The sequence below is a fragment of the Streptomyces sp. SAI-127 genome (genome assembly GCF_029894425.1).
Classification (GTDB): Bacteria; Actinomycetota; Actinomycetes; order Streptomycetales; family Streptomycetaceae; genus Streptomyces.
Genome location: NZ_JARXYJ010000001.1, coordinates 1,510,332 through 1,529,053 on the forward strand (window position 1 = coordinate 1,510,332; position 18,722 = coordinate 1,529,053).

At 71.3% G+C, this 18,722-nt stretch carries 16 protein-coding genes; 8 read left to right on the forward strand and 8 right to left on the reverse strand.

All coding sequences use genetic code 11. The features are described from left to right. Window positions 1–91: 91 nt before the first annotated feature. Window positions 92–943, reverse strand: coding sequence for a hypothetical protein (locus M2157_RS07190; protein WP_280864787.1), 852 nt, complete (start codon window positions 941–943; stop codon window positions 92–94). Between the two features lie 114 nt (window positions 944–1,057). On the opposite strand from M2157_RS07190, the gene M2157_RS07195 reads away from it, so the two are divergent. Together M2157_RS07195 and M2157_RS07200 are read left to right on the forward strand one after the other, a co-directional pair. Next, on the forward strand, window positions 1,058–2,083 hold the full coding sequence (locus tag M2157_RS07195) for a serine/threonine-protein kinase (RefSeq protein WP_348541783.1): 1,026 nt from the start codon (window positions 1,058–1,060) through the stop codon (window positions 2,081–2,083). Between the two features lie 144 nt (window positions 2,084–2,227). After that, window positions 2,228–2,905 carry a response regulator transcription factor gene (locus M2157_RS07200; protein ID WP_280860959.1) on the forward strand — a complete coding sequence of 226 codons (678 nt, stop codon included), beginning with the start codon at window positions 2,228–2,230 and terminating at the stop codon, window positions 2,903–2,905. A 126-nt stretch (window positions 2,906–3,031) separates the two neighbouring features. On the opposite strand, the gene M2157_RS07205 is transcribed toward M2157_RS07200, so the two are convergent. From M2157_RS07205 to M2157_RS07230, 6 genes are all read right to left on the reverse strand, one after another. Beyond that, complete coding sequence (locus tag M2157_RS07205) at window positions 3,032–4,138, reverse strand: FAD-dependent oxidoreductase (protein WP_280860960.1); 1,107 nt, start codon at window positions 4,136–4,138, stop codon at window positions 3,032–3,034. A 189-nt stretch (window positions 4,139–4,327) separates the two neighbouring features. Further along, complete coding sequence (locus tag M2157_RS07210) at window positions 4,328–4,735, reverse strand: DUF3224 domain-containing protein (protein WP_280860961.1); 408 nt, start codon at window positions 4,733–4,735, stop codon at window positions 4,328–4,330. A gap of 50 nt (window positions 4,736–4,785) precedes the next feature. Then, window positions 4,786–5,700, reverse strand: a complete 915-nt coding sequence (locus M2157_RS07215) for a YceI family protein (protein WP_280864788.1) — start codon at window positions 5,698–5,700, stop codon at window positions 4,786–4,788. A gap of 43 nt (window positions 5,701–5,743) precedes the next feature. Further along, window positions 5,744–6,811 carry a maleylacetate reductase gene (locus M2157_RS07220; protein WP_280860963.1) on the reverse strand — a complete coding sequence of 356 codons (1,068 nt, stop codon included), beginning with the start codon at window positions 6,809–6,811 and terminating at the stop codon, window positions 5,744–5,746. Further along, on the reverse strand, window positions 6,808–7,677 hold the full coding sequence (locus M2157_RS07225; RefSeq protein ID WP_280860964.1) for an intradiol ring-cleavage dioxygenase: 870 nt from the start codon (window positions 7,675–7,677) through the stop codon (window positions 6,808–6,810). Before M2157_RS07225 ends, M2157_RS07220 begins: the two co-directional genes overlap by 4 nt. 66 nt (window positions 7,678–7,743) lie before the next feature. Next, on the reverse strand, window positions 7,744–9,483 hold the full coding sequence (locus M2157_RS07230) for an FAD-dependent monooxygenase (protein WP_280864789.1): 1,740 nt from the start codon (window positions 9,481–9,483) through the stop codon (window positions 7,744–7,746). Window positions 9,484–9,681: 198 nt separating this feature from the next. Here M2157_RS07230 and M2157_RS07235 point away from each other — a divergent pair, with 198 nt between their 5' ends. Continuing rightward, window positions 9,682–11,394 carry a helix-turn-helix domain-containing protein gene (locus tag M2157_RS07235; RefSeq protein ID WP_280864790.1) on the forward strand — a complete coding sequence of 571 codons (1,713 nt, stop codon included), beginning with the start codon at window positions 9,682–9,684 and terminating at the stop codon, window positions 11,392–11,394. Between the two features lie 45 nt (window positions 11,395–11,439). Here M2157_RS07235 and M2157_RS07240 read toward each other — a convergent pair whose 3' ends face one another. Further along, window positions 11,440–12,438, reverse strand: coding sequence for a LacI family DNA-binding transcriptional regulator (locus M2157_RS07240; protein ID WP_280863717.1), 999 nt, complete (start codon window positions 12,436–12,438; stop codon window positions 11,440–11,442). Window positions 12,439–12,617: 179 nt separating this feature from the next. Here M2157_RS07240 and iolC point away from each other — a divergent pair, with 179 nt between their 5' ends. Genes iolC through M2157_RS07265 form a run of 5 tightly spaced genes read left to right on the forward strand, consistent with a single transcriptional unit; the run spans window position 12,618 to window position 18,696 of the window. Next, window positions 12,618–13,586, forward strand: a complete 969-nt coding sequence (gene iolC, locus M2157_RS07245) for a 5-dehydro-2-deoxygluconokinase (RefSeq protein ID WP_280860967.1) — start codon at window positions 12,618–12,620, stop codon at window positions 13,584–13,586. Then, window positions 13,576–14,448: an aldolase gene (locus M2157_RS07250; RefSeq protein WP_280864791.1), complete on the forward strand. Its 873-nt coding sequence runs from the start codon at window positions 13,576–13,578 to the stop codon at window positions 14,446–14,448. Before iolC ends, M2157_RS07250 begins: the two co-directional genes overlap by 11 nt. Next, window positions 14,445–15,317 carry a 5-deoxy-glucuronate isomerase gene (iolB, locus tag M2157_RS07255; protein ID WP_280864792.1) on the forward strand — a complete coding sequence of 291 codons (873 nt, stop codon included), beginning with the start codon at window positions 14,445–14,447 and terminating at the stop codon, window positions 15,315–15,317. The genes M2157_RS07250 and iolB overlap by 4 nt, the downstream gene beginning before the upstream one ends. Further along, complete coding sequence (gene iolD / locus M2157_RS07260; protein ID WP_280860970.1) at window positions 15,314–17,191, forward strand: 3D-(3,5/4)-trihydroxycyclohexane-1,2-dione acylhydrolase (decyclizing); 1,878 nt, start codon at window positions 15,314–15,316, stop codon at window positions 17,189–17,191. Before iolB ends, iolD begins: the two co-directional genes overlap by 4 nt. A 14-nt stretch (window positions 17,192–17,205) precedes the next feature. Then, entirely contained in the window at window positions 17,206–18,696 is a 1,491-nt protein-coding gene (locus M2157_RS07265; protein ID WP_280860971.1) for a CoA-acylating methylmalonate-semialdehyde dehydrogenase, read from the forward strand. Window positions 18,697–18,722 lie beyond the last annotated feature (26 nt).

Consider the following 18,722-nt stretch of genomic DNA (forward strand, 5'->3'; position numbering starts at 1 on the left):
AGTCACCGAAGTCCGCATACGTGCGCCACGGCTCGATGACTACGTAGTCAAAACTGTGGCAGCCACACCGGGCCGCGTCAATCCCCTCTCCTCAGTAGCCGTACCGGCTCTTCAGGTGGCGCCAGAAGTCACGCAGCATCCACTTGTCGAAGTCGGTGATCTGGGTCGCGCTGCCCGCCTTCATCAGGAAGCAGCACTGACCGGTCGGGGTCCAGTCGTAGAAGTCGTCGAGACCGAAGGTGTGGCCGACTTCGTGGAGATAGATGTGGATGTTCTCCTGGGCCAGGGCGCCGGTGAAGTACTCCTGGCCGACGCGCTGACCCCAGTCCCCGCCGGCGCCGCCCTGGAAGCCCTTGGTGAGCCAGAGCGACTGGTCGTAGTGGCGGGCCACACCGCCGGGGCACTTCGAGTAGTTGCCGTCCTGGTGGAAGAAGCGGCCGCAGTCGGGAGCGCACTGCGGGGCGCCGCCGGAGTCCAGGTTTCCGGCGTAGATGTCGACCGAGTTGTCCGTCCACTGGAGGGTCGAGCGGTTCTTCACCGCCCAGCCGACGATGTTGACGGGCACGGTGGTGTATGGCCAGGCGTTGGTGCCGGTGCCGTTGTCGAGCATGGCCGCCGTCCACTTGCCGAACTGCTTCTTCAGCGCGGCGTGGACCTGGTCCCGCAGGGCGGCGCTGACGGGGGCGTCGGACTCCCAGCGGACGCAGTAGTTGACGCTCCCCTTGTTGGCGACGATCTGGTCCCAGCCGTAGTTGCGGAAGCCGTAGAGGTCGGGGTAGGTCGACTCGACGTGGTTCCACACCTCGCCCAGCGGCTGCACGAGGCCTGCGGGCGGGTTCCAGGTGTCCGCCGCCTGTGCCGGGGTCGCCGTGACGGCGGGGCCGGCGAGTACCGCGAGCAGAGCGGCGAGGACGGTGACGAGACGCGCGATGCGGGTGCGCATGGAGTGAACTCCCTTCGTGGGGGCGGGATTCACTGTTGGGTCGCCGCCGGTCCGTGCCGGGTTGCCCCCTGCCGCGCACCGCTCGGGCCGTGTTGTCATGGAAGGAGCCGGGAGGTGAACACACATGCGGATCGGGGCCGCTACCGCCTGACGGAGAGTGTCGGGCAAGGCGGTACGGGGCGGGCGTGGCGGGCCCGCGACGAAATGCTGGAACGTCCGGTGGCGGTCAAGGGGTTGTATCTGGAGGGCCCGGGCACGGACGCCGACGCGCACATCCGTCGGGAGCGCGCGCTGCGTGAGGCGAGGGCCGGTGCGCGCATCGACCATCCGGGCGTGGTCCGCGTCTACGACGTGGCCGAGGAGGACGACCGGCTCTGGATCGTGATGGAGCTGATCGAAGCGCCCTCGCCGGAACGGACCGTCGCCGATCAGGGGCCGCTGGGCGTGCGCGAGACGGCCCGCATCGGACTGGCGCCGGCCCAGGCACTTCGCCAGGTGCACGCCGCCGGGGTGCTGCACCGTGACGTCAAGCCCGGCAACGTCCTGCTGAGCCCCGGACAGCGGGTCGTGCTCACCGACTTCGGGATCGCCGCCCTTCAGGACGCGCAGGCGCTCACCAGGGACGGCATGCTCATCGGCTCCCCGGAGTACCTGCCCCCGGAGCGCGCCACGGGTGCCGAGCCGGGCACGGCCTCCGACTGGTGGTCCCTGGGCGCCACCCTGTGCACGGCGCTGACCGGCCGCTCCCCCTTCTCCCGCCCCTCATTGCCGGCGACGCTGCTGGCCGTGGTCTACGAGGAGCCCGAACTGCCGGGTGCGGACTGCCCGTTGACGCCGCTGCTGCGCGGACTCCTCAGCAAGGATCCGGACCTGCGGCCCGGGGCGGACGACGTCGTGGCGTATCCGGCCCCGCTCGCCTCGGCACCCGAGCCGGTCGGGCCGGTACAGCGACCAGCGCGCGACACGCGCCCCCGTCTCCTGACCGTGCTGGTGCTGATCGTCGCCGCAGCGGTGGCCGCCGTCATGGTCGTCACCGCGATTCCGCCGGGCGGTGCGACCAGGCTGCCGGAGACCACTCCGCCTCCGACGGTCGCGGGCACTTCCCGGCCCCCGTCCTCACCAGCGACGACGACCCCCTGAGGACCCAAACACAACCGGAATGTGACCCACCCCACAACCGATACGCGCCCGTTTCGATAACTCCGGGGCTACTCTGAAATCCACGAGAACGAAACCGTTTCGTTCAGCACGTAGTCCGCTGGACGAGGATGGAGCACGCACGCCATGACCAGCGTCCTCATCGCCACCGGCCAGTCACTTCAGCGTGTCGGCCTTCGAATGCTCCTCGAGTCCCAGCCCGGTCTGAGCGTGGTCGGCGAGGCTGCGCACGGGCCGCAGGCGGTCCGGCTGAGCGCCCTGCTCCGGCCGGACGTCGTCCTGCTGGAGGGCCGTGCCACCGACACGGACACCGTCGAGACCGTCCGCCGTCTCGCCCACGCTCCGGACGGGCACGCCCCGCACGTCCTGCTCCTCACCACGACCGACGACACCTACCCCTACGGCGCCCTGCGCGCCGGGGCCGCCGGACACCTCCCCGAGAACGCCACCGCCGACGAACTGGTCGCGGCCGTGCGGGTCGTGGCCGCCGGCGACGTCGTCGTCTCCCCCGGACTGACCCGTGCGCTCATCGACGCCGTCCGCGACCAGCGCGCCATCGGGAGCAACGCACCCGGCAACCGATTGGGCACCCTCACCGGACGCGAGCGGGACGTACTCACCGCCGTCGCCTCCGGCGACTCCAACGCCGAGATCGCCGACCGGCTCTCCATCGCCCCGACCACCGTGAAGTCCCACGTCAGCAACATCCTCACCAAGATCGGGGCTCGCGGCCGGGTCCAGGCGGTGGTCTTCGCCTACGAGTCGGGACTGGTCCGGCCCACCCAGCACGTCCTGCACGCGTGAGAGCGGGGACCGCGGCTCCAGCGGGACCCGGTCCTGCTGGAGCCGCCCTGCCGACGGCCGGGCGTGGCTTCGCCTCGCCACGCACCGGGGGTCCCGGCACGCCACCGCCGAGTTCGCCTTCGCCGATCAGGCGGCCGTGTAGCCGAGTTGGCGCCTCATGTAGGGCGTCATGAGGGTCTTCGCCTTGGCCACGGTGCTGGTGCGGCTGCCGAGCACCGCCGTCTCGCCTCCCGGCACGGGCAGCATGGTCACCCCGTCGGCAGGGCCGAAGGGCACGATCAGCGGGGTGCGGTGGATGGGCCGGTAGAAGCGCGGCTCCTTGCGGTGCTTGCCCGAACTGTTCAGGTGGGCGCGGATGTTCCAGGCCGCGAGGTCGGCCTGGGCGAGCGCCGCCGGGGTGATCTTGAGCTCGGTGGCGTCGTTGACGTCGCCGACCGCGAAGACGTCCAGGTGCCCTTCGGCCCGCAGCGAGCGGTCGACCTTCACATGCCCGGAGGGGGTCAGCAGTTCGCCGTGTCCGCCCAGGCGCAGCCAGAGCGTGTTGGGGGTGGTGCCGGTGGCCCAGAAGGAGAGGTCCGCGGAGATGACGTCGCCGCGGGCGTCGCGGTAGGTGGCGAAGTCGTTGCCCGGGGCCATGAAGGAGTCGAGCCGTACCTCCACGTCGTGGGCCTCCAGCCACTCGCGCGCCTTGCGCCCGGCCCGTTCACTGCCCGTGCTGCCGAGCAGCTCGGTGCCGGAATGCGCGAGCGTGACCCGGGCGTCCGGCCGGGCCAGCCGGATCTCGGCGCTGAGTTCGACGCCGGAGGGCCCGCCGCCGACGACGAGGACGTGCTCGGCGAAGGCGATCTTCTGCTGGTGCTCGGCGAAGGACTTCATCGCCTCCTCGGTGGTGGTCCCGGCGAAGCGGGCCGGCTCCGGGTAGTCGGCGCCGGTCGCGATCACCACCACGTCGTAGGGCAGCCGTGTGCCGTTGGCCAGCACCACTCGTCGCTCGGCGGTGTCGATGCGCACCACCTTGCCCACGACCATCTGGCCGTGGCGCAGCAGCCGGTCGTACGGGATGAAGGGGGTGGCGCTCCACTCCCTGCGCACACCCGCCCGGAGGGAGGAGATGCGGTGGAAGAAGACCTCCTTGCGGTCCACGAGCGTGACCCGTGCCGTCGCGTCCAGCCGTTTCGCCAGCCGGACGCCCGCATAGCCGCCGCCGATCACCACTACGTCGCCGTCACTCACGCCGAGTCTCCTGAACCGTGGGGGGAGGGAGTGCCATGGCGGACGAGCCGCTCCCCCGAGCACTCGGATGCCGGTGAGCGTAACGCTTGAAACCTAAAGTTTGAGTTGGGTTATGTGAGCTTTCCGTGAAGCTGTCGGCCCCGAGGACGTGCGATGTGCCTTCCAGTGACGGCGAGTTGGACCGCGACGTCAGCCGAGCTCGTAGTCCAGCCGGATCCGGTGGGTGCCGTCGGCGTCGACCGCGAGGCCGCCGGTGCCGGAGATCCCCGCCAGGTCCCCGGTGCCACTGGAGGGCACGATCGTGAAGAACTCCGCGGTGCGGTCGCTGCCGGAGGTCGTCGCCGAGTGCACGAAGTTGAAGGCGCCGGACCTGCCGTGCAGCGAACCCTCGAAGGACTCCATGGCCACGTAGGTGCCGACGCCGGACTGCTGGTCGTACGCGGCGGTGAACAAGGTCGCCGAGCGGCCGGCGATCTCGCCCTCGAAGTGCTTCTCCATCGTCGCGACACCGACCGGAAGCCCGGTGGTCACGGCCGGCTCGGGCTTCAGCTCGGTCGGGACGAACGCCTTCACGCCAAATGTTCCGTTGGCTCTCATGGGCCGACGGTACCGACCGGGTCTGACAATGCCCGGTCTTCCGCTCGCGCCTACTCCGGTGGGGTGGGCGTGTCGTGGGTGCGGTACATCGCCTGGACGTCCAGTTCCAGCTGGACCGTGGGGCCGACGACCGCGATGCCCCGGGCCAGCATCGACCGCCAGTTGAGCGTGTAGTCCTCGCGATGGAGTTCCGCCGTCGCCAGGGCCGCACAGCGGAGTTCCTCCCCGTAGCCGCCGTTCACCGTGCCGAGGTAGGTCGTGTCCAGGGCGACCGAGCGGCTCACGCCGTGCATGGTCAGACTGCCCTGGAGGGTCCACTTGCTTCCGCCGCGGTAGGCGAAGCGGGTGCTGACGAAGTCGATGTGGGGGAAGCGTTCGACGTCGAGGAAGTCGGCGGACCGCAGATGATTGTCCCGCGTGGTGTTGCCGGTGGTGATGCTCGAGGCGTCGATACGGACCTGGACACGGGTCTGCGACATGTCCTGCGCGACCTGGATACCGCCCTCGAAACGCTCGAAGCGGCCGTGGACGTGCGCCATGCCGACGTGCTTGGCGATGAATCGGATCGCGGTGTGCGGCGGATCGAACAGCCAGACGCCTGGCGTGGGCAGCTGCAGCGCCTGGGCGGGCTGGAGCCAGACCCGCTCGGTGGGCGTCATCCCGTACGGCCCCACGTCGACCGTCTCGCGATGCGGCTGAAGCCCCTCCGCCGCGGCCAGCAGGCTGTAGCGGCCGGGCGGCAGAACGGCGAGGAAGTAGCCGTAGGGGTCGGTCGTACCGCGGACCGCGACCCGGTGCGTGTCCAGGGCGGTGACGGTGACGTCCGCGCCCGCCATGGGCGAGCCCATCGGGTCGACGATCTCACGGGCCACGGCGCCCGCGCCTTCCGGGAGGGGGACGGAGAGGCCCGCCGCCTCGGCAAGGGCAGCCTTGGACCGCCGGCGCCGGAGCAGTGCGAGGGCCATGATGTTCACCTTTCTTAGGGGACTTGCTGTGGTGCTGCGGGACTCATGGTCGACGTCCCTCATAGGCCGCCTGGAGTACCTCCCGCACACCTTCCGCCGTCACAGGACGCGGGTTGGCGTACGGCTGCCCCGCCACCTGTACGGCCGCCTCCGCCACGTCGGTCTCCTGGAGACCGAGTTCGGCGAGGGAGCGCGGCGCACCCAGGCGTCCGGCCAGATCCCACAGGGCTCGTGACGGGTCGTCGGCATCGAGTGCCCGTCCCAGCACGGTCAACGCACCGGGAGCGGCGGGGGCGTTGTACGCGAGCGCGTACGGCAGGACGACCGTGTGTGTCTCGGCGTGCGGCAGGCCGAAGGTGCCGCCCAGGACGTGGCACAGCTTGTGGTGCAGCCCCATGGTGGTCGCCCCCAGACACGCCCCGCACAGCCACGCGCCGTACAGGGCCCGGCCGCGCGCGTCCAGGTCGTCGGGCCGCGCGGCGAGCAGCGGCAGCGCCTCGGCCATCGCCCGTACGCCGTCCTGGGCCATCAACGCGATCAGCGGCGAGGTGTCCGGGGCGTAGAGCGCCTCGACCGCGTGGGCGAGGGCGTTGATGCCGCTGGTCACGGTGAGCGGCACCGGCAGGGAGACGGTCAGCTCGGGGTCGTAGACGACACTGCGGGGCTGGACCTTCGGGTCGCGGCCGGTGCGCTTGACCCCGCCCTCGGTCAGGCCCCACACGGGGGTCATCTCGGAGCCCGAGTAGGTCGACGGCACGGCGATCAGCGGCAGTCCGGTGCGCAGGGCGATCGCCTTGCCGAGGCCGATGGACGAGCCGCCGCCGACCGCGACGACCCCGTCGGCCCCAGCCGCGCGGGCCACCGCCACGGCCCGGTCGGCGTCCTCGACGGGTACATGCATACGGGCCTCGGCGTGCAGCCCCGCGCACGCGTCGCCGAGCGCGTCCGCGACCGCCCGCGCCACGGCCTCGCCCCGGCTGCCGCACACCACCAACAGGCGGCGCAGGCCCAGGTGTTCGGCCTCGCCGGGGGTCGCCGTCACGGCGGCGCCGGGCCGGAACACGACCCGCGTGGGACGGCTCTCGTAGGTGAAGTCGGCCGAGAACGTCATGCGTTCGGCTCCAGTACGAGGTCGAAGCGGGCGTGCCGGAAGGGGTTCGGGATGCCGAACTCGGCGGCCAGGGACGGGTCGTCGGTCGTCGCGAAGTCCTGCACCAGGCTCTGTTTCACGGCGAAGACGGCGTCGGAGTCGAGGTAGTCGCTGCCCGCGACGAAGATGTGGGTCGTGACGGGGGTGTGGTCTTCGGCTCCGGCGATGAAGTGGATGTGGGCGGGCCGGTACGGGTGCCGTCCGGTCGCGTCGAGCAGGTCGCCGACCGGGCCGTCGGTGGGGATCGGGTAGGGCGCCGGGACGCACGTGCGGAACCAGAAGCGGCCCTCGGCGTCGGCGGTGAACAGTCCGCGTCCGTTGCCCGCGGGCTGTACGTCGGGCTGCTGGACGTCGTAGAAGCCCTGATCGTCGGCCTGCCAGACGTCCAGGACGGCGCCGGGCAGCGGGGTGCCGTCCGCCGACAGCACCCGGCCGCTGACCACGCACGGCTCGGCACCGCCCACCAGGTCGATGTCGTCCCCGAGTTCCCGCACGGGCGACTCGGTCATATGGAAGGGGCCGAGCACGGTGGACTCGGTGGCGCCCGGTACGCGGTCGCCGTTGAGTGTCTCCACGAGCATGGAGACGCCGAGGACGTCCGAGAGCAGGATGAACTCCTGCCGGGTGTCGGTGCACTTCTGCCCGGTCGCCGTCAGGAAGGCGATCGCCTTCTCCCACTCCTCCTGGGTGAGCCGGCTCTCGCGCACGAAGTCGTGCAGGTGGCCGATCAGGCCGGCGAGCAGTTCGCGCAGGCGGGGATCGGCGGTCGCGTGGAGGCTGGCCACGGCCTCCTCGGTGACGCTGGTTCCGATCGCGTCGGTGGTCATCCCGGCTCCTCCTCGTCGGCATGTCGCTTCTTCCATGATTGCGCGCCCGGTGTGTCCGGGCCTGGCTCAGGCGTGCCCGAGGACCTGCCGCAACGCGTCCGTCAGGAGTGTTCCGGCGTCCGGCGCGGCGGTCGCGTGCCGGAAGGCGACGAACCCGTCGGGCCGTACGAGCAGCGCGCCCGCGTCGGAGATCTCGCTCAGGCGCGCCCAGTCGCCGTACGGGTCCTCGTACTCCTGCCCGGGGCCGACGACCACGGTGGCGATTTCGATGTCCTGTGCCGCGGCGGCCCGGACCCAGCCCTCGCCGCCGATGCCGGTCAGCAGGGTGAAGCGGCCTTTTCCGACGGTGTCGAGGGTGGAGAGGGTGCGGGTGCCGGAGGTGATCCAGGCGTGCGGGACGCGGGCGCCGGGGCGGGAGGTGGGCTGGTGGTGGAGCTCGGGATCGCGCGCGAAGGTCTCCGCGGGGGTGCCGTCGGGGACGACGGCGTCCGAGGCGTAGCGCTGGTTGAGGTCGACGCCGTGCGCGTTGAACTCGTACACCTTGAAGGCGATGGCCTCGCGGAGCCGGGCCCGCTGCTTCTCGGCGGCCTCGGTGGTGTCCTTGCGGGCGGCGATGTTGGCCCACAGCTGTTCGGGGGTCTGCGGGGAGAGTCCGTCGAGGGCCTCGAAGATCGGGGCGGTCTCGCCGATCGACTGGTTGGCGCGGGTGACGACCTGCTTGCCGACGGGAGCGCGTTCGGCGGTGTAGGTGTCGAGGAGCTTCGGGGCGGCGGTGCCGTCGAGGACGAGCTTGAGCTTCCAGGCGAGGTTGTAGGAGTCCTGGATGGAGGTGTTGGAGCCGAGGCCGTTGGACGGCGGGTGGCGGTGGGTGGCGTCACCGGCGCAGAGGACGCGGCCGTTGGAGTAGGTCTCGGCGTACATCTCGTTGACGGTCCAGGCCGAGGACGACTTGATCGTCACGGAAATCTCGTCGTCGCCGACCAGCTGGCGCACGATCGACTCGGCGTACTCGGTGGTCAGGTCGGGGGCGCCCGCCGTGACGTCGTACCCCCACACGATCATCCACTCGTTCCACGGCCGCACACAACGCACCAGGCCCGCGCCGATGCCGCCGACGGTGGCGCCCGGGGCGAGGACCCAGTAGAGGGTGGAGGGCCGGTGGGCGGTGTACTTCGCCAGGTCCGCCTCGAAGACGATGTTGATGCTGCCGGCCACGCCCATCTGGCCGCCCATCGGCAGCCCGGCGTCCTCGGCGACCCTGGAGCGGCCGCCGTCCGCGCCGATCAGGTACTTGGCGCGGATCTCGTACGTGTCGCCGCGCAGCCGGTCCCGCACGGTGACCGTCACGCCGTCGGCGTCCTGGGTGTGGGAGAGGTACTCGGTCTGAAAGCGCAGGCTTGTGCCGCGGGCGACGGCCGCGTTGACGAGGACCGGCTCCATGAGGTGCTGCGGCATGTCGCACATGCGGGTGGGGCTGGCGAGTTCGTGGGCGGCCTGGACGAGCGGGTCGTTGCCCCACGAGCGCACCCGGCCCAGTTCCTCGCCGGCCAGGCTCGTGCAGAAGGTGGTGTTGCCCATCAGATGCTGCGGGGTCGCCTGCGCGATGACGTCCTGTTCCACGCCGAGGTCGCGCAGCACCTCCATCGTGCGCTGGTTGGTGATGTGCGCGCGGGGGGTGTCTGCGAGGCTCGCGTAGCGGGTGACGACGATGTTGGGGACGCCGTAGGTGCTCAGGGCGAGCGCGGCCGAGGCTCCGGCCGGGCCGCTGCCTACGATCAGGACGTCGGTCTCGACGACGGGGGACACGGGGCGCTCCTGGCGTGGGCATACGGACGACGGACAGTCTTGATCATGGTGCGGTACGGCGGTGTGCGGGTGTCTCAATGTGAGACATAGGCATCGGCTGCAGGGCGGGCGGTTGGTGGGGGACCCGTGCCGCCGGACGCCGCCTCCGTACGGGGCAGTCGTTGCCCGTTCAACCGAACCCGCTACGGTGGGTACGTCGTGACCACCACAGAGCCCTCCCCCGCAGTCCACGCCCTCCCACCGCTGCGAGTGGCGCGCGAGCGCTTCCTGTCCGGGCGCCCGCTGCCCGACGGTGTGCCGGAGGAGGTCCTCGCGGCGTGGCGGCGGGCCCGGTTCTTCGGCGTTCCGCACGACCTGAAGGAGCCCGCCGCCGATGCGCCCCGACCGGTCGAGTCGCCGCTCCTCGGCGCCGCCCGTCCGGTGCTCGAACGGATCGCCCCCGCCCTGGGCACCGGCCGCTCGGTCCTCCTCCTCACCGACGCGCGACTGCGTGTGCTGTGGACGTCCGGGAGCGCGCCCGAGCTCACCCCGCACCCGGGGCTGTCGGAGCAGGAGGTGGGCCACAACAGCGCGGCTCTCGCCCTGCGCAGTCGGCGCCGGGCCGAGGTGCACGGGCCCGAGCACTTCCTCGACGTGTGGCAGGACGTGTCGGCGGTCAGCGTCCCGGTGCTCGCGCCGAAGAGCGGACAGGCACTCGGCACCCTCACCGTCGCCTCCCACCTGTGCGGCGGATGCCCGCCGCACCCGCAGGCGGCCCTCGCCGAGGCCGCTGCCGCCGCCGTGGAGGCCGAACTTGTCGCCCGGGCGGGACGTGCCGAACAGGTCCTTCTGGACGCCTACTTGCGCGCCGCGCGGGGAGAGGACCGTGCGGTGGTCGTGTTGGACGGCCGCAACCGTCTGATCAGCTCGGCGGCGGAGCGGCTGATGACCGAGGAGATCCTTCGGGTTCTTGAGCGTACGGCGACGACGGCACGGCACACGGACGCACCGGCCGCCGCCCGACTGCCCGAGGGAGCCGGGTGCAGCGCTCGGATCGACCTGGTGCGGCAGGCGGGCGTGGTCGTGGGGATCGTGGCCGTCCTGGAGCCGCAGGCCGAGGGCACGCCGAGGCCGAGACCGCGCCCGCTCCCCCGTCTGACCGGCTCCTCCCTTCCGTGGCGGTACGCCGTGGAACGCGCCGCCGAACTGGTCCGCTCCCCCGAGCCCGTGCTGCTGACCGGTGAACGGGGGACGGGCAAGACCGCGCTGGCCCGGGAGTTGCTGGGACCGGCCGGCATCGAGACCGTGGACGCGGCCGAAGGCGGCGCGCTCGAAGGGGACTTGACGGAATGGGCCGCGGCGAGGCCCCTCATCCTCCGGCACGCCGAGCGGCTGACACAGCCCGCCGTGGCCACGCTCAACTCCCTGCTCGACGCGCACCCGGACACCCGGCTGCTGGTCACCCACACCCCCGGCACTCCGCCCGGCCCCTGCCTGCAACGGCTCCTCGACAAACTCGCCGCCCGCACGGTCGCCCTCCCACCACTGCGCGAACGCACCGAGGACATCAGGGAGTTGCTGTCGGCCCTCACCCCGCGCCCCGCACCGGGAAGTCCTCCGCTGACCTGGACCCTGGACGCCCTGCGCGCGCTCGAACAGCATCCGTGGCCAGGGAACGTCACCGAACTCGCCCATGTCGTCCAGGCGTTGGCGGAACACCGAAGGGCCTCCGGTCCGGTACGCCGGGCCGAACTGCCGGACACCGTGCGGGAAGGGCCCGCCGCCCGCCCGCTCAGCCCTATGGAACACGCCGAACGCGCCACGATCCTGGAGACACTGCACCGCCACGGCGGCAACAAGTCCCGCGCGGCGGCGGTACTCGGCATCGGGCGGGCCACGCTGTACCGCAAACTGCGGGAGTACGAGGGCTGAGGAACGGGCTCGGGCCCCGGGCAACCGGGCCGGCGGACACGTCGTTCAGGGCGCTTCCCGCGGCGGGCCACTGGTGCCGCGCACGACGAGCTTGGGGTCCAACACGGCCTCGCGCGGCTCCAGTTGCGGATTCTCCAGCCGCTCCACGGCGAACCGCACCGCGTGCTCGGCCATCAGGACCGCGTCCTGGCGCACGGTGGTGAGGCCGATCGGCATGAGATGGGAGAGGTGGCTGTCGTCGTAGCCGACGACGGACATGTCCCGCGGAACCTCGACACCCGCCCGGGCCAACGGCATCAGCAGGCCCATCGCGCAACGGTCGTTGCCCGCGAGCACCGCGGTCGGCAGCGGCAGTCCGCGGTCCCGCTCCTCCAGGAGCAGCCTGCCGGTCTCGATACCGGACTGCTCGGTGTGCTCACCGGGGATGACCCGGATCTCCGACTCGAGGCCGTGCCGGCGCATCGCGGCCCGGTAGGAGCGCCGGCGTTCGGCGGACCCGGGACCGCGGCCACCGTCGATGTGCACGATCCTGCGGTGGCCGAGTTCGACCAGGTGGTCCATGGCCTGCCGGACACCCTTGCTCTCGGCGCTGTGCACGAAGTCCACGCGGGCCCGCGGGACGCGACGGCTGACCGACACGGTCACGGCCCGCTGACCGAGCTCGTCGAGATAGCCGGCGTCCGCGTCCGGGCCGAGCAGGATCAGCGCCTCGCAGCGGTGCCCGAGGAGCGCCTCGACCGCCTTGGCCTCACTGCGCCCCTGGACCGCCGCCGAGAGCAGGACGTCGTATCCGAGCCGCTCGGCCTCGGGGTAGATGCCCTCGATCAGGTCGGTCTGGAAGGTCTGGTGCACGGTGAACATCACGCCGAGCGTGCGGCTGCGGCCCCGGGCCAGCAACCGGGCCGCGCTGTCCGGGCGGTAGCCGATCTCGTCGGCGACCCTCAGCACTCGCTCACGGGTCTCCTGGCTCGCGCCGGGCTGATTGCGGAACACGATCGAGACGAGCGCCCGGGACACACCTGCCTTGTCGGCCACATCGGCCATCGTCGGCCGCTGCCTGCCCGGTGCTGCATCCACGCGTTGAACCCACCTTTCGACGGAGCCCACCCTAGGGCAGCCTCGAAATCTTCCGGCAACAAGCTATTGACATGACATTTGGACAGGGGTCATCGTACTCGCACTAGAGCGCGCTAGTAGAGCGCGACAGCGAAGGGAATTCAGCGATGCCGTTCGATGTGCTGACCATGGGCCGCGTGGGGGTGGATGTCTATCCGCTCCAGACCGGTGTCGGGCTGGCGGAGGTCACGTCGTTCGGCAAGTACCTGGGCGGCAGTCCCACCAACGTGGCGGTGGCGGCGGCCCGGTACGGGCACTCGGCGGCGGTGATCACCAAGACGGGCCGGGACCCCTTCGGGGACTTCGTGCGACAGGCGCTCGACGGCTACGGCGTCGACAGCCGCTTCGTCGGTACGTCGGACATCGCGCCGACCCCGGTGACGTTCTGTGAGATCTTCCCGCCGGACGACTTCCCGCTGTATTTCTACCGGCTGCCGAAGGCTCCCGACCTGGACATCGCCCCCGGTGAGCTGGATCTGGACGCGGTGCGGGACGCGCGGATCTTCTGGGTGACCGGGACCGGGCTGAGTGAGGAGCCGAGCCGTTCGGCCACGCTGGCGGCGCTGGCGCACCGGGCGAAGGCCGGGGTGACGGTCTTCGACCTGGACTGGCGGCCGACGTTTTGGAAGGACACAGCCTGGGCCGATCCCGGTCAGGCGCGTGGGCTGTACGCCGAGGCGCTGCGCCACACGACGGTGGCGGTGGGCAATCTCGACGAGTGCGAGGTGGCCACCGGTGAGCGTGAGCCGTACGCCGCCGCGAAGGCGCTGCTGGCCGCCGGTGTGGAGCTGGCGGTGGTGAAGCAGGGGCCCAAGGGCGTGCTGGCGATGGCCCGGGACGGTTTTGCCGTCGAGATCCCGCCGGTGCCGGTGGACGTGGTCAACGGCCTGGGCGCCGGCGATGCCTTCGGCGGGGCGCTGTGCCACGGGCTGCTGTCCGGCTGGGACACCCGCCGGGCGGTGTCCTTCGCCAATGCGGCCGGCGCGATCGTCGCGGGCCGGCTGTCCTGCTCCGACGCCATGCCGACCGAGTCGGAAGTCCACGCCAAGCTGGATGAGGTGCCCAGTGCCGTCTGAGAAGCTGAGCCGGATCGTGTCCGCCCGGGTGGGCGACCCCGGCGCCGTCGCGGCGGCCGCCGCCCGCCGGGTGAAGGCGACCTCGATTCTCGGTGAGCACGGCAAGGCGATGATCATCGCCGCCGACCACCCCGCCCGCGGCGCCAGCGGCGTCGGCGACGACCCCCACGCGATGGCCGACCGCTCCGAGCTGCTCGACCGGCTCTGCATCGCCCTCGAACGCCCCGGTGTGACCGGCGTGCTGGCCACCGCCGACATCCTGGAGGACCTGCTGCTGCTCGGGGTCCTGGACGGCAGGAGCGTCTTCGGGTCCATGAACCGGGCCGGTCTCGCGGGTTCGGTGTTCGAGATCGACGACCGGTTCACCGGCTATGACGCCGCCACGATCGCCGCGATGGGCTTCGACGGCGGCAAGATGCTCACCCGGATCGCCCTCGACGACCCCGCGACGCCCTCCGCGCTGGAGAACACCGCGCGTGCCGTGGACGAGCTGAACGACCGCCAACTGATCGCGATGGTCGAGCCGTTCATCTCGAGGTGGGAGAACGGCCGCATCCGCAACGACCTGTCGACCGACGCGGTCATCAAGTCGATCACCATTGCCTCGGCGCTGGGCCGCCGTACCGCCTACACCTGGCTGAAACTCCCGGTGGTCGCCGGGATGGAGCGGGTGCTCGCCTCCTCCACCCTGCCGGCGCTGCTGCTGGGCGGGGAGGTCAAGGACGCAGAGGCGGCCTTCGCGTCCTGGGGCACGGCGTTGAAGCAGCCGACCGCGCAGGGCCTGGTCGTGGGCCGTTCGCTGCTCTACCCCGCGGGCGGCGATGTGGCCGGCGCCGTGGACAAGGCGGTGAGCCTGCTGTGACCTCCTCGGGCAAGTACCACCTGCCGAAGGGGACTTCGGCCGACGGCCCCTACGACCTGGCCATCACGCCGGAGTCGGCGGGCTGGGCATACTCCGGCCTCAGGATCCTGACCCTGAAGCCGGGCGCGGAACACGCCCTGTCCACCGGGGAGAACGAGTTCCTGGTCCTGCCCCTGAACGGCGGCTGCACCGTCGCCGTCGACGGGCGGAGCTTCGAACTCGGCGGCCGGACGGACGTGTTCTCGGCGGTCACCGACTTCGCGTATCTGCCCCGCGAGTCGCAGGCCGTGATCAGCAGTGCGGGCGGTGGAACGTACGCACTGCCCTCCGCCCGTACCGAGCGGGGAGGTCACTCGGCTCGGTACGGGCGCAAGGAGGACGTCCCCGTCGAACTGCGCGGCGCCGGCGCCTGCTCACGACAGGTCAACAACTACTGCCTGCCCGGCACCTTCGACGCCGAGCAGCTGCTGGTGTGCGAGGTCCTCACGCCCGGCGGGAACTGGTCCTCGTACCCGCCGCACAAGCACGACGAGGTCCGCCCGGGCGTCGAGTCGGAGCTGGAGGAGATCTACCACTTCCAGGTCGCGGGCGAGAACGGCTTCGGCTATCAGCGGGTCTACGGCACGCCCGAGCGGCCCATCGACGTGCTGGCCGAGGTCCGCTCGGGCGACTCGGTGCTGATCCCGCACGGCTGGCACGGCCCGTCCATCGCCGCGCCCGGCTACGACCTGTACTACCTCAACGTGATGGCCGGACCCGGCCAGGACCGCGCCTGGCTGATCTGCGACGACCCCGCCCACGGCTGGGTCCGTGACACCTGGGCGTCCCAGGACGTCGACGACCGGCTGCCCTTCGGAGAACACCGATGAACACCATCCGACTGACCACCTCGCAGGCCCTGGTGCGCTTCCTGGCCCACCAGTACAGCGAGCGCGACGGACAGGAGCAGCGGCTCATCCCCGGCGTGTGGGGCATCTTCGGCCACGGCAACGTCGCCGGCATCGGGCAGGCCCTGCTGCAGGCCGCCACCACCGGAGAGGCCGACCTCCCCTACTACCTCGCCCGCAACGAACAGGGCATGGTGCACGCCTCCGTCGCGTTCGCCAAGATGCGCGACCGCCTGGCCACCTTCGCGTGCACCGCCTCCACCGGGCCCGGCTCGACGAACATGATCACCGGTGCGGCGCTGGCCACCACCAACCGCCTGCCCGTACTGCTGCTGCCGTCCGACATGTTCGCCACCCGCGCCGCCGACCCGGTGCTGCAGCAGCTGGAGGACACCCGCGGCGGCGACGTCACCGTCAACGACACCTTCCGCGCCGTGTCGAAGTACTTCGACCGCGTCTCGCGCCCCGAACAGCTCATCCCCGCCGCGCTCGCGGCGATGCGGGTCCTTACCGACCCCGTGGAGACGGGGGCGGTCACCCTCGCGCTGCCGCAGGACGTGCAGGCCGAGGCGTACGACTGGCCGGTGGCCTTCTTCCGGCGCCGGGTGTGGCACGTGGGACGCCCGGTGCCGGAGCCGGCAGCCGTGGAACGGGCCGCGCTGCTGCTGCGGAATGCCAAGAAGCCGCTGATCGTGGCCGGCGGGGGTGCCGTGTACTCCGGTGCCGAGACCGCGCTGCGCGCCTTCGCCGAGGCCACCGGCATCCCGGTCGCCGACACCCACGCCGGCAAGGGCGCCGTGCCCTGGGATCACCCCCGCGCCGTCGGCGGTATCGGTTCGACGGGGTCGTACGCGGCGAACGAGCTGGCCCGGGAGGCGGACGTGGTGCTCGGTGTCGGCACCCGGTACTCGGACTTCACGACCGCGAGCCACACGGTCTTCGCCAACCCGGACGTCACCTTCGTCAACCTCAACGTGGCCCGCCTCGACGCCGTGAAGCACTCGGCGGAACCCCTGGTGGCCGACGCCCGGCTGGGCATCGAGGCACTCGCGGGCGCGCTGACGGACTGGGAGGTCCCGGCGGAGTACCGCGCGCTCACCCGTCGGCTCATCGCCCGGACGCGGGAGATCGAGGAGGAGTGCTTCCACGTCGGTCATGGCCCGCTGCCCGCCCAGACCGAGATCCTCGGCGCCCTCAACGACGTCCTCGACGACCGGGCCGTGGTCATCAACGCGGCCGGTTCCATGCCCGGCGATCTGCAGCAGCTGTGGCGGGCCAGGGATCCCAAGGCCTATCACGTCGAGTACGCCTACTCCTGCATGGGCTACGAGGTCGCCGCCGGCGTCGGCGTCAAGATGGCCGACCCCACCCGCGAGGTCGTGGTTCTGGTCGGCGACGGCTCTTACCTGATGATGGCCCAGGAGATCGTGACCATGATCTCCGAAGGCCTCAAGGTCATCGTCGTCCTGGTCCAGAACCACGGCTTCGCCTCCATCGGCGCCCTGTCGGAGTCGCTCGGATCGCAGCGCTTCGGCACCAAGTACCGCTACCGCGACGGCGATTCGGGCCTGCTCGACGGTGAGGTGCTCCCCGTCGACCTGGCCGCGAACGCCTCCTCCCTGGGCGCGGACGTCCTGCACGCCACCTCCGTCGACGAGTTCCGCTCGGCCATGGAGAAGGCGAAGGCGGCTACCCGCACCACGGTCGTGCACGTGGAGACCGACCTGTACGGGCCCAACCCGCCCGGCCACGGCTGGTGGGACGTCCCGGTCAGCGAGGTCGCCGCCCTCGACACCACCCGGGCCGCCCGCGCCACCTACGCCGCCCGCAAGCAGACCCAGCGCCCCTACCTGTAAGGAAACCGCTCCCCGTGAAGACCATTCCCCACTGGATCAACGGCTCCCCGGTCCCCGGCACGGACACCGCCCCGGTTTTCAATCCCGCCACCGGCGCCGAGCAGGCCCGTGTCGCCCTCGGCGGCGCCACCGACGTGGACACCGCGGTCCAGGCCGCCGGCCGTGCCTTCGAGACCTGGTCGGAGTCCTCGCTCTCGCAGCGCACCCAGGTGATGTTCGCCTTCCGTCAGCTCCTCGTGGAGCACGAGGAGGAGCTGGGCCGGATCATCTCCGCCGAGCACGGCAAGACCGTCGACGACGCCCGCGGGGAGATCACCCGCGGGCGGGAGGTCGTGGAGTTCGCCTGCGGCCTGGGTGAGGTGCTCAAGGGCTCCTTCTCCGACCAGGTCTCGCGTGGCGTGGACGTGCACGACTTCCGCCAGCCGCTGGGCGTGGTCGCCGGCATCACGCCGTTCAACTTCCCCGCCATGGTGCCGCTGTGGATGCACCCGATCGCCATCGCGACCGGCAACACGTTCCTGTTGAAGCCGTCCGAGCGCGACCCCTCGGCTGCCAACTTCGTCGCCGGGCTCTACCAGAAGGCCGGTCTGCCGGACGGTGTGTTCAACGTCGTCCACGGCGGCAAGGACGCCGTGGACGCGATCCTGACCCACCCGGGCATCGAGGCCGTCTCCTTCGTCGGCTCTACGCCGATCGCCAGGTACGTGCACGAACGGGCCACCTCGGCGGGCAAGCGCGTCCAGGCCCTCGGTGGCGCCAAGAACCACGCCGTGGTCCTGCCGGACGCCGACCTGGAGTTCGCCGCCAACCACATCACCGCAGGCGCCTACGGCTCCGCGGGCGAGCGCTGCATGGCCGTGTCCGTGGCCGTCGCCGTCGGCGACGCGGCCGAGGGACTCGTCGAAGTCCTGGAACGCAAGGCCCGCGAGATCAACGTCGGCCCCGGCGACCGGCCCGGCACCGACATGGGCCCCCTGGTCACCAAGGCCGCCCAGGAGCGGGTGGAGAACGCGGTCGGCACCGCGCAGGCGCAGGGCGCCACCGTCGTGGTCGACGGCCGGGGTCTCAAGGTCGACGGACACGAGGACGGCTTCTTCACCGGCCCCTCCCTCCTCGACCACGTCACCACCGCCATGGACGCCTACCGGGAAGAACTCTTCGGCCCCGTCCTCGCGATCGTGCGCGTGGACACCCTCGACCAGGCCATCGACGTCATCAACGCCAACCCCTACGGCAACGGCACCGCCCTGTTCACCGCCTCTGGCGAGGCCGCACGGCGATTCCAGCGCCGTATCAAGGTCGGCATGATCGGCATCAACGTGCCGGTCCCGGTCCCGATGTCCTACTACTCCTTCGGCGGCTGGAAGGACTCCCTCATCGGCGACCACCCGATCCACGGCCCCGAGGGCATCCGCTTCTACACCCGCCCCAAGGTCGTCACCACCCGCTGGCCGCAGCAGTCCCAGCAGATCGCCGCCGGCTTCGACTTCCCCACCTCCAACTGACCCCTGTCCCCTCCCCGAAGGACACT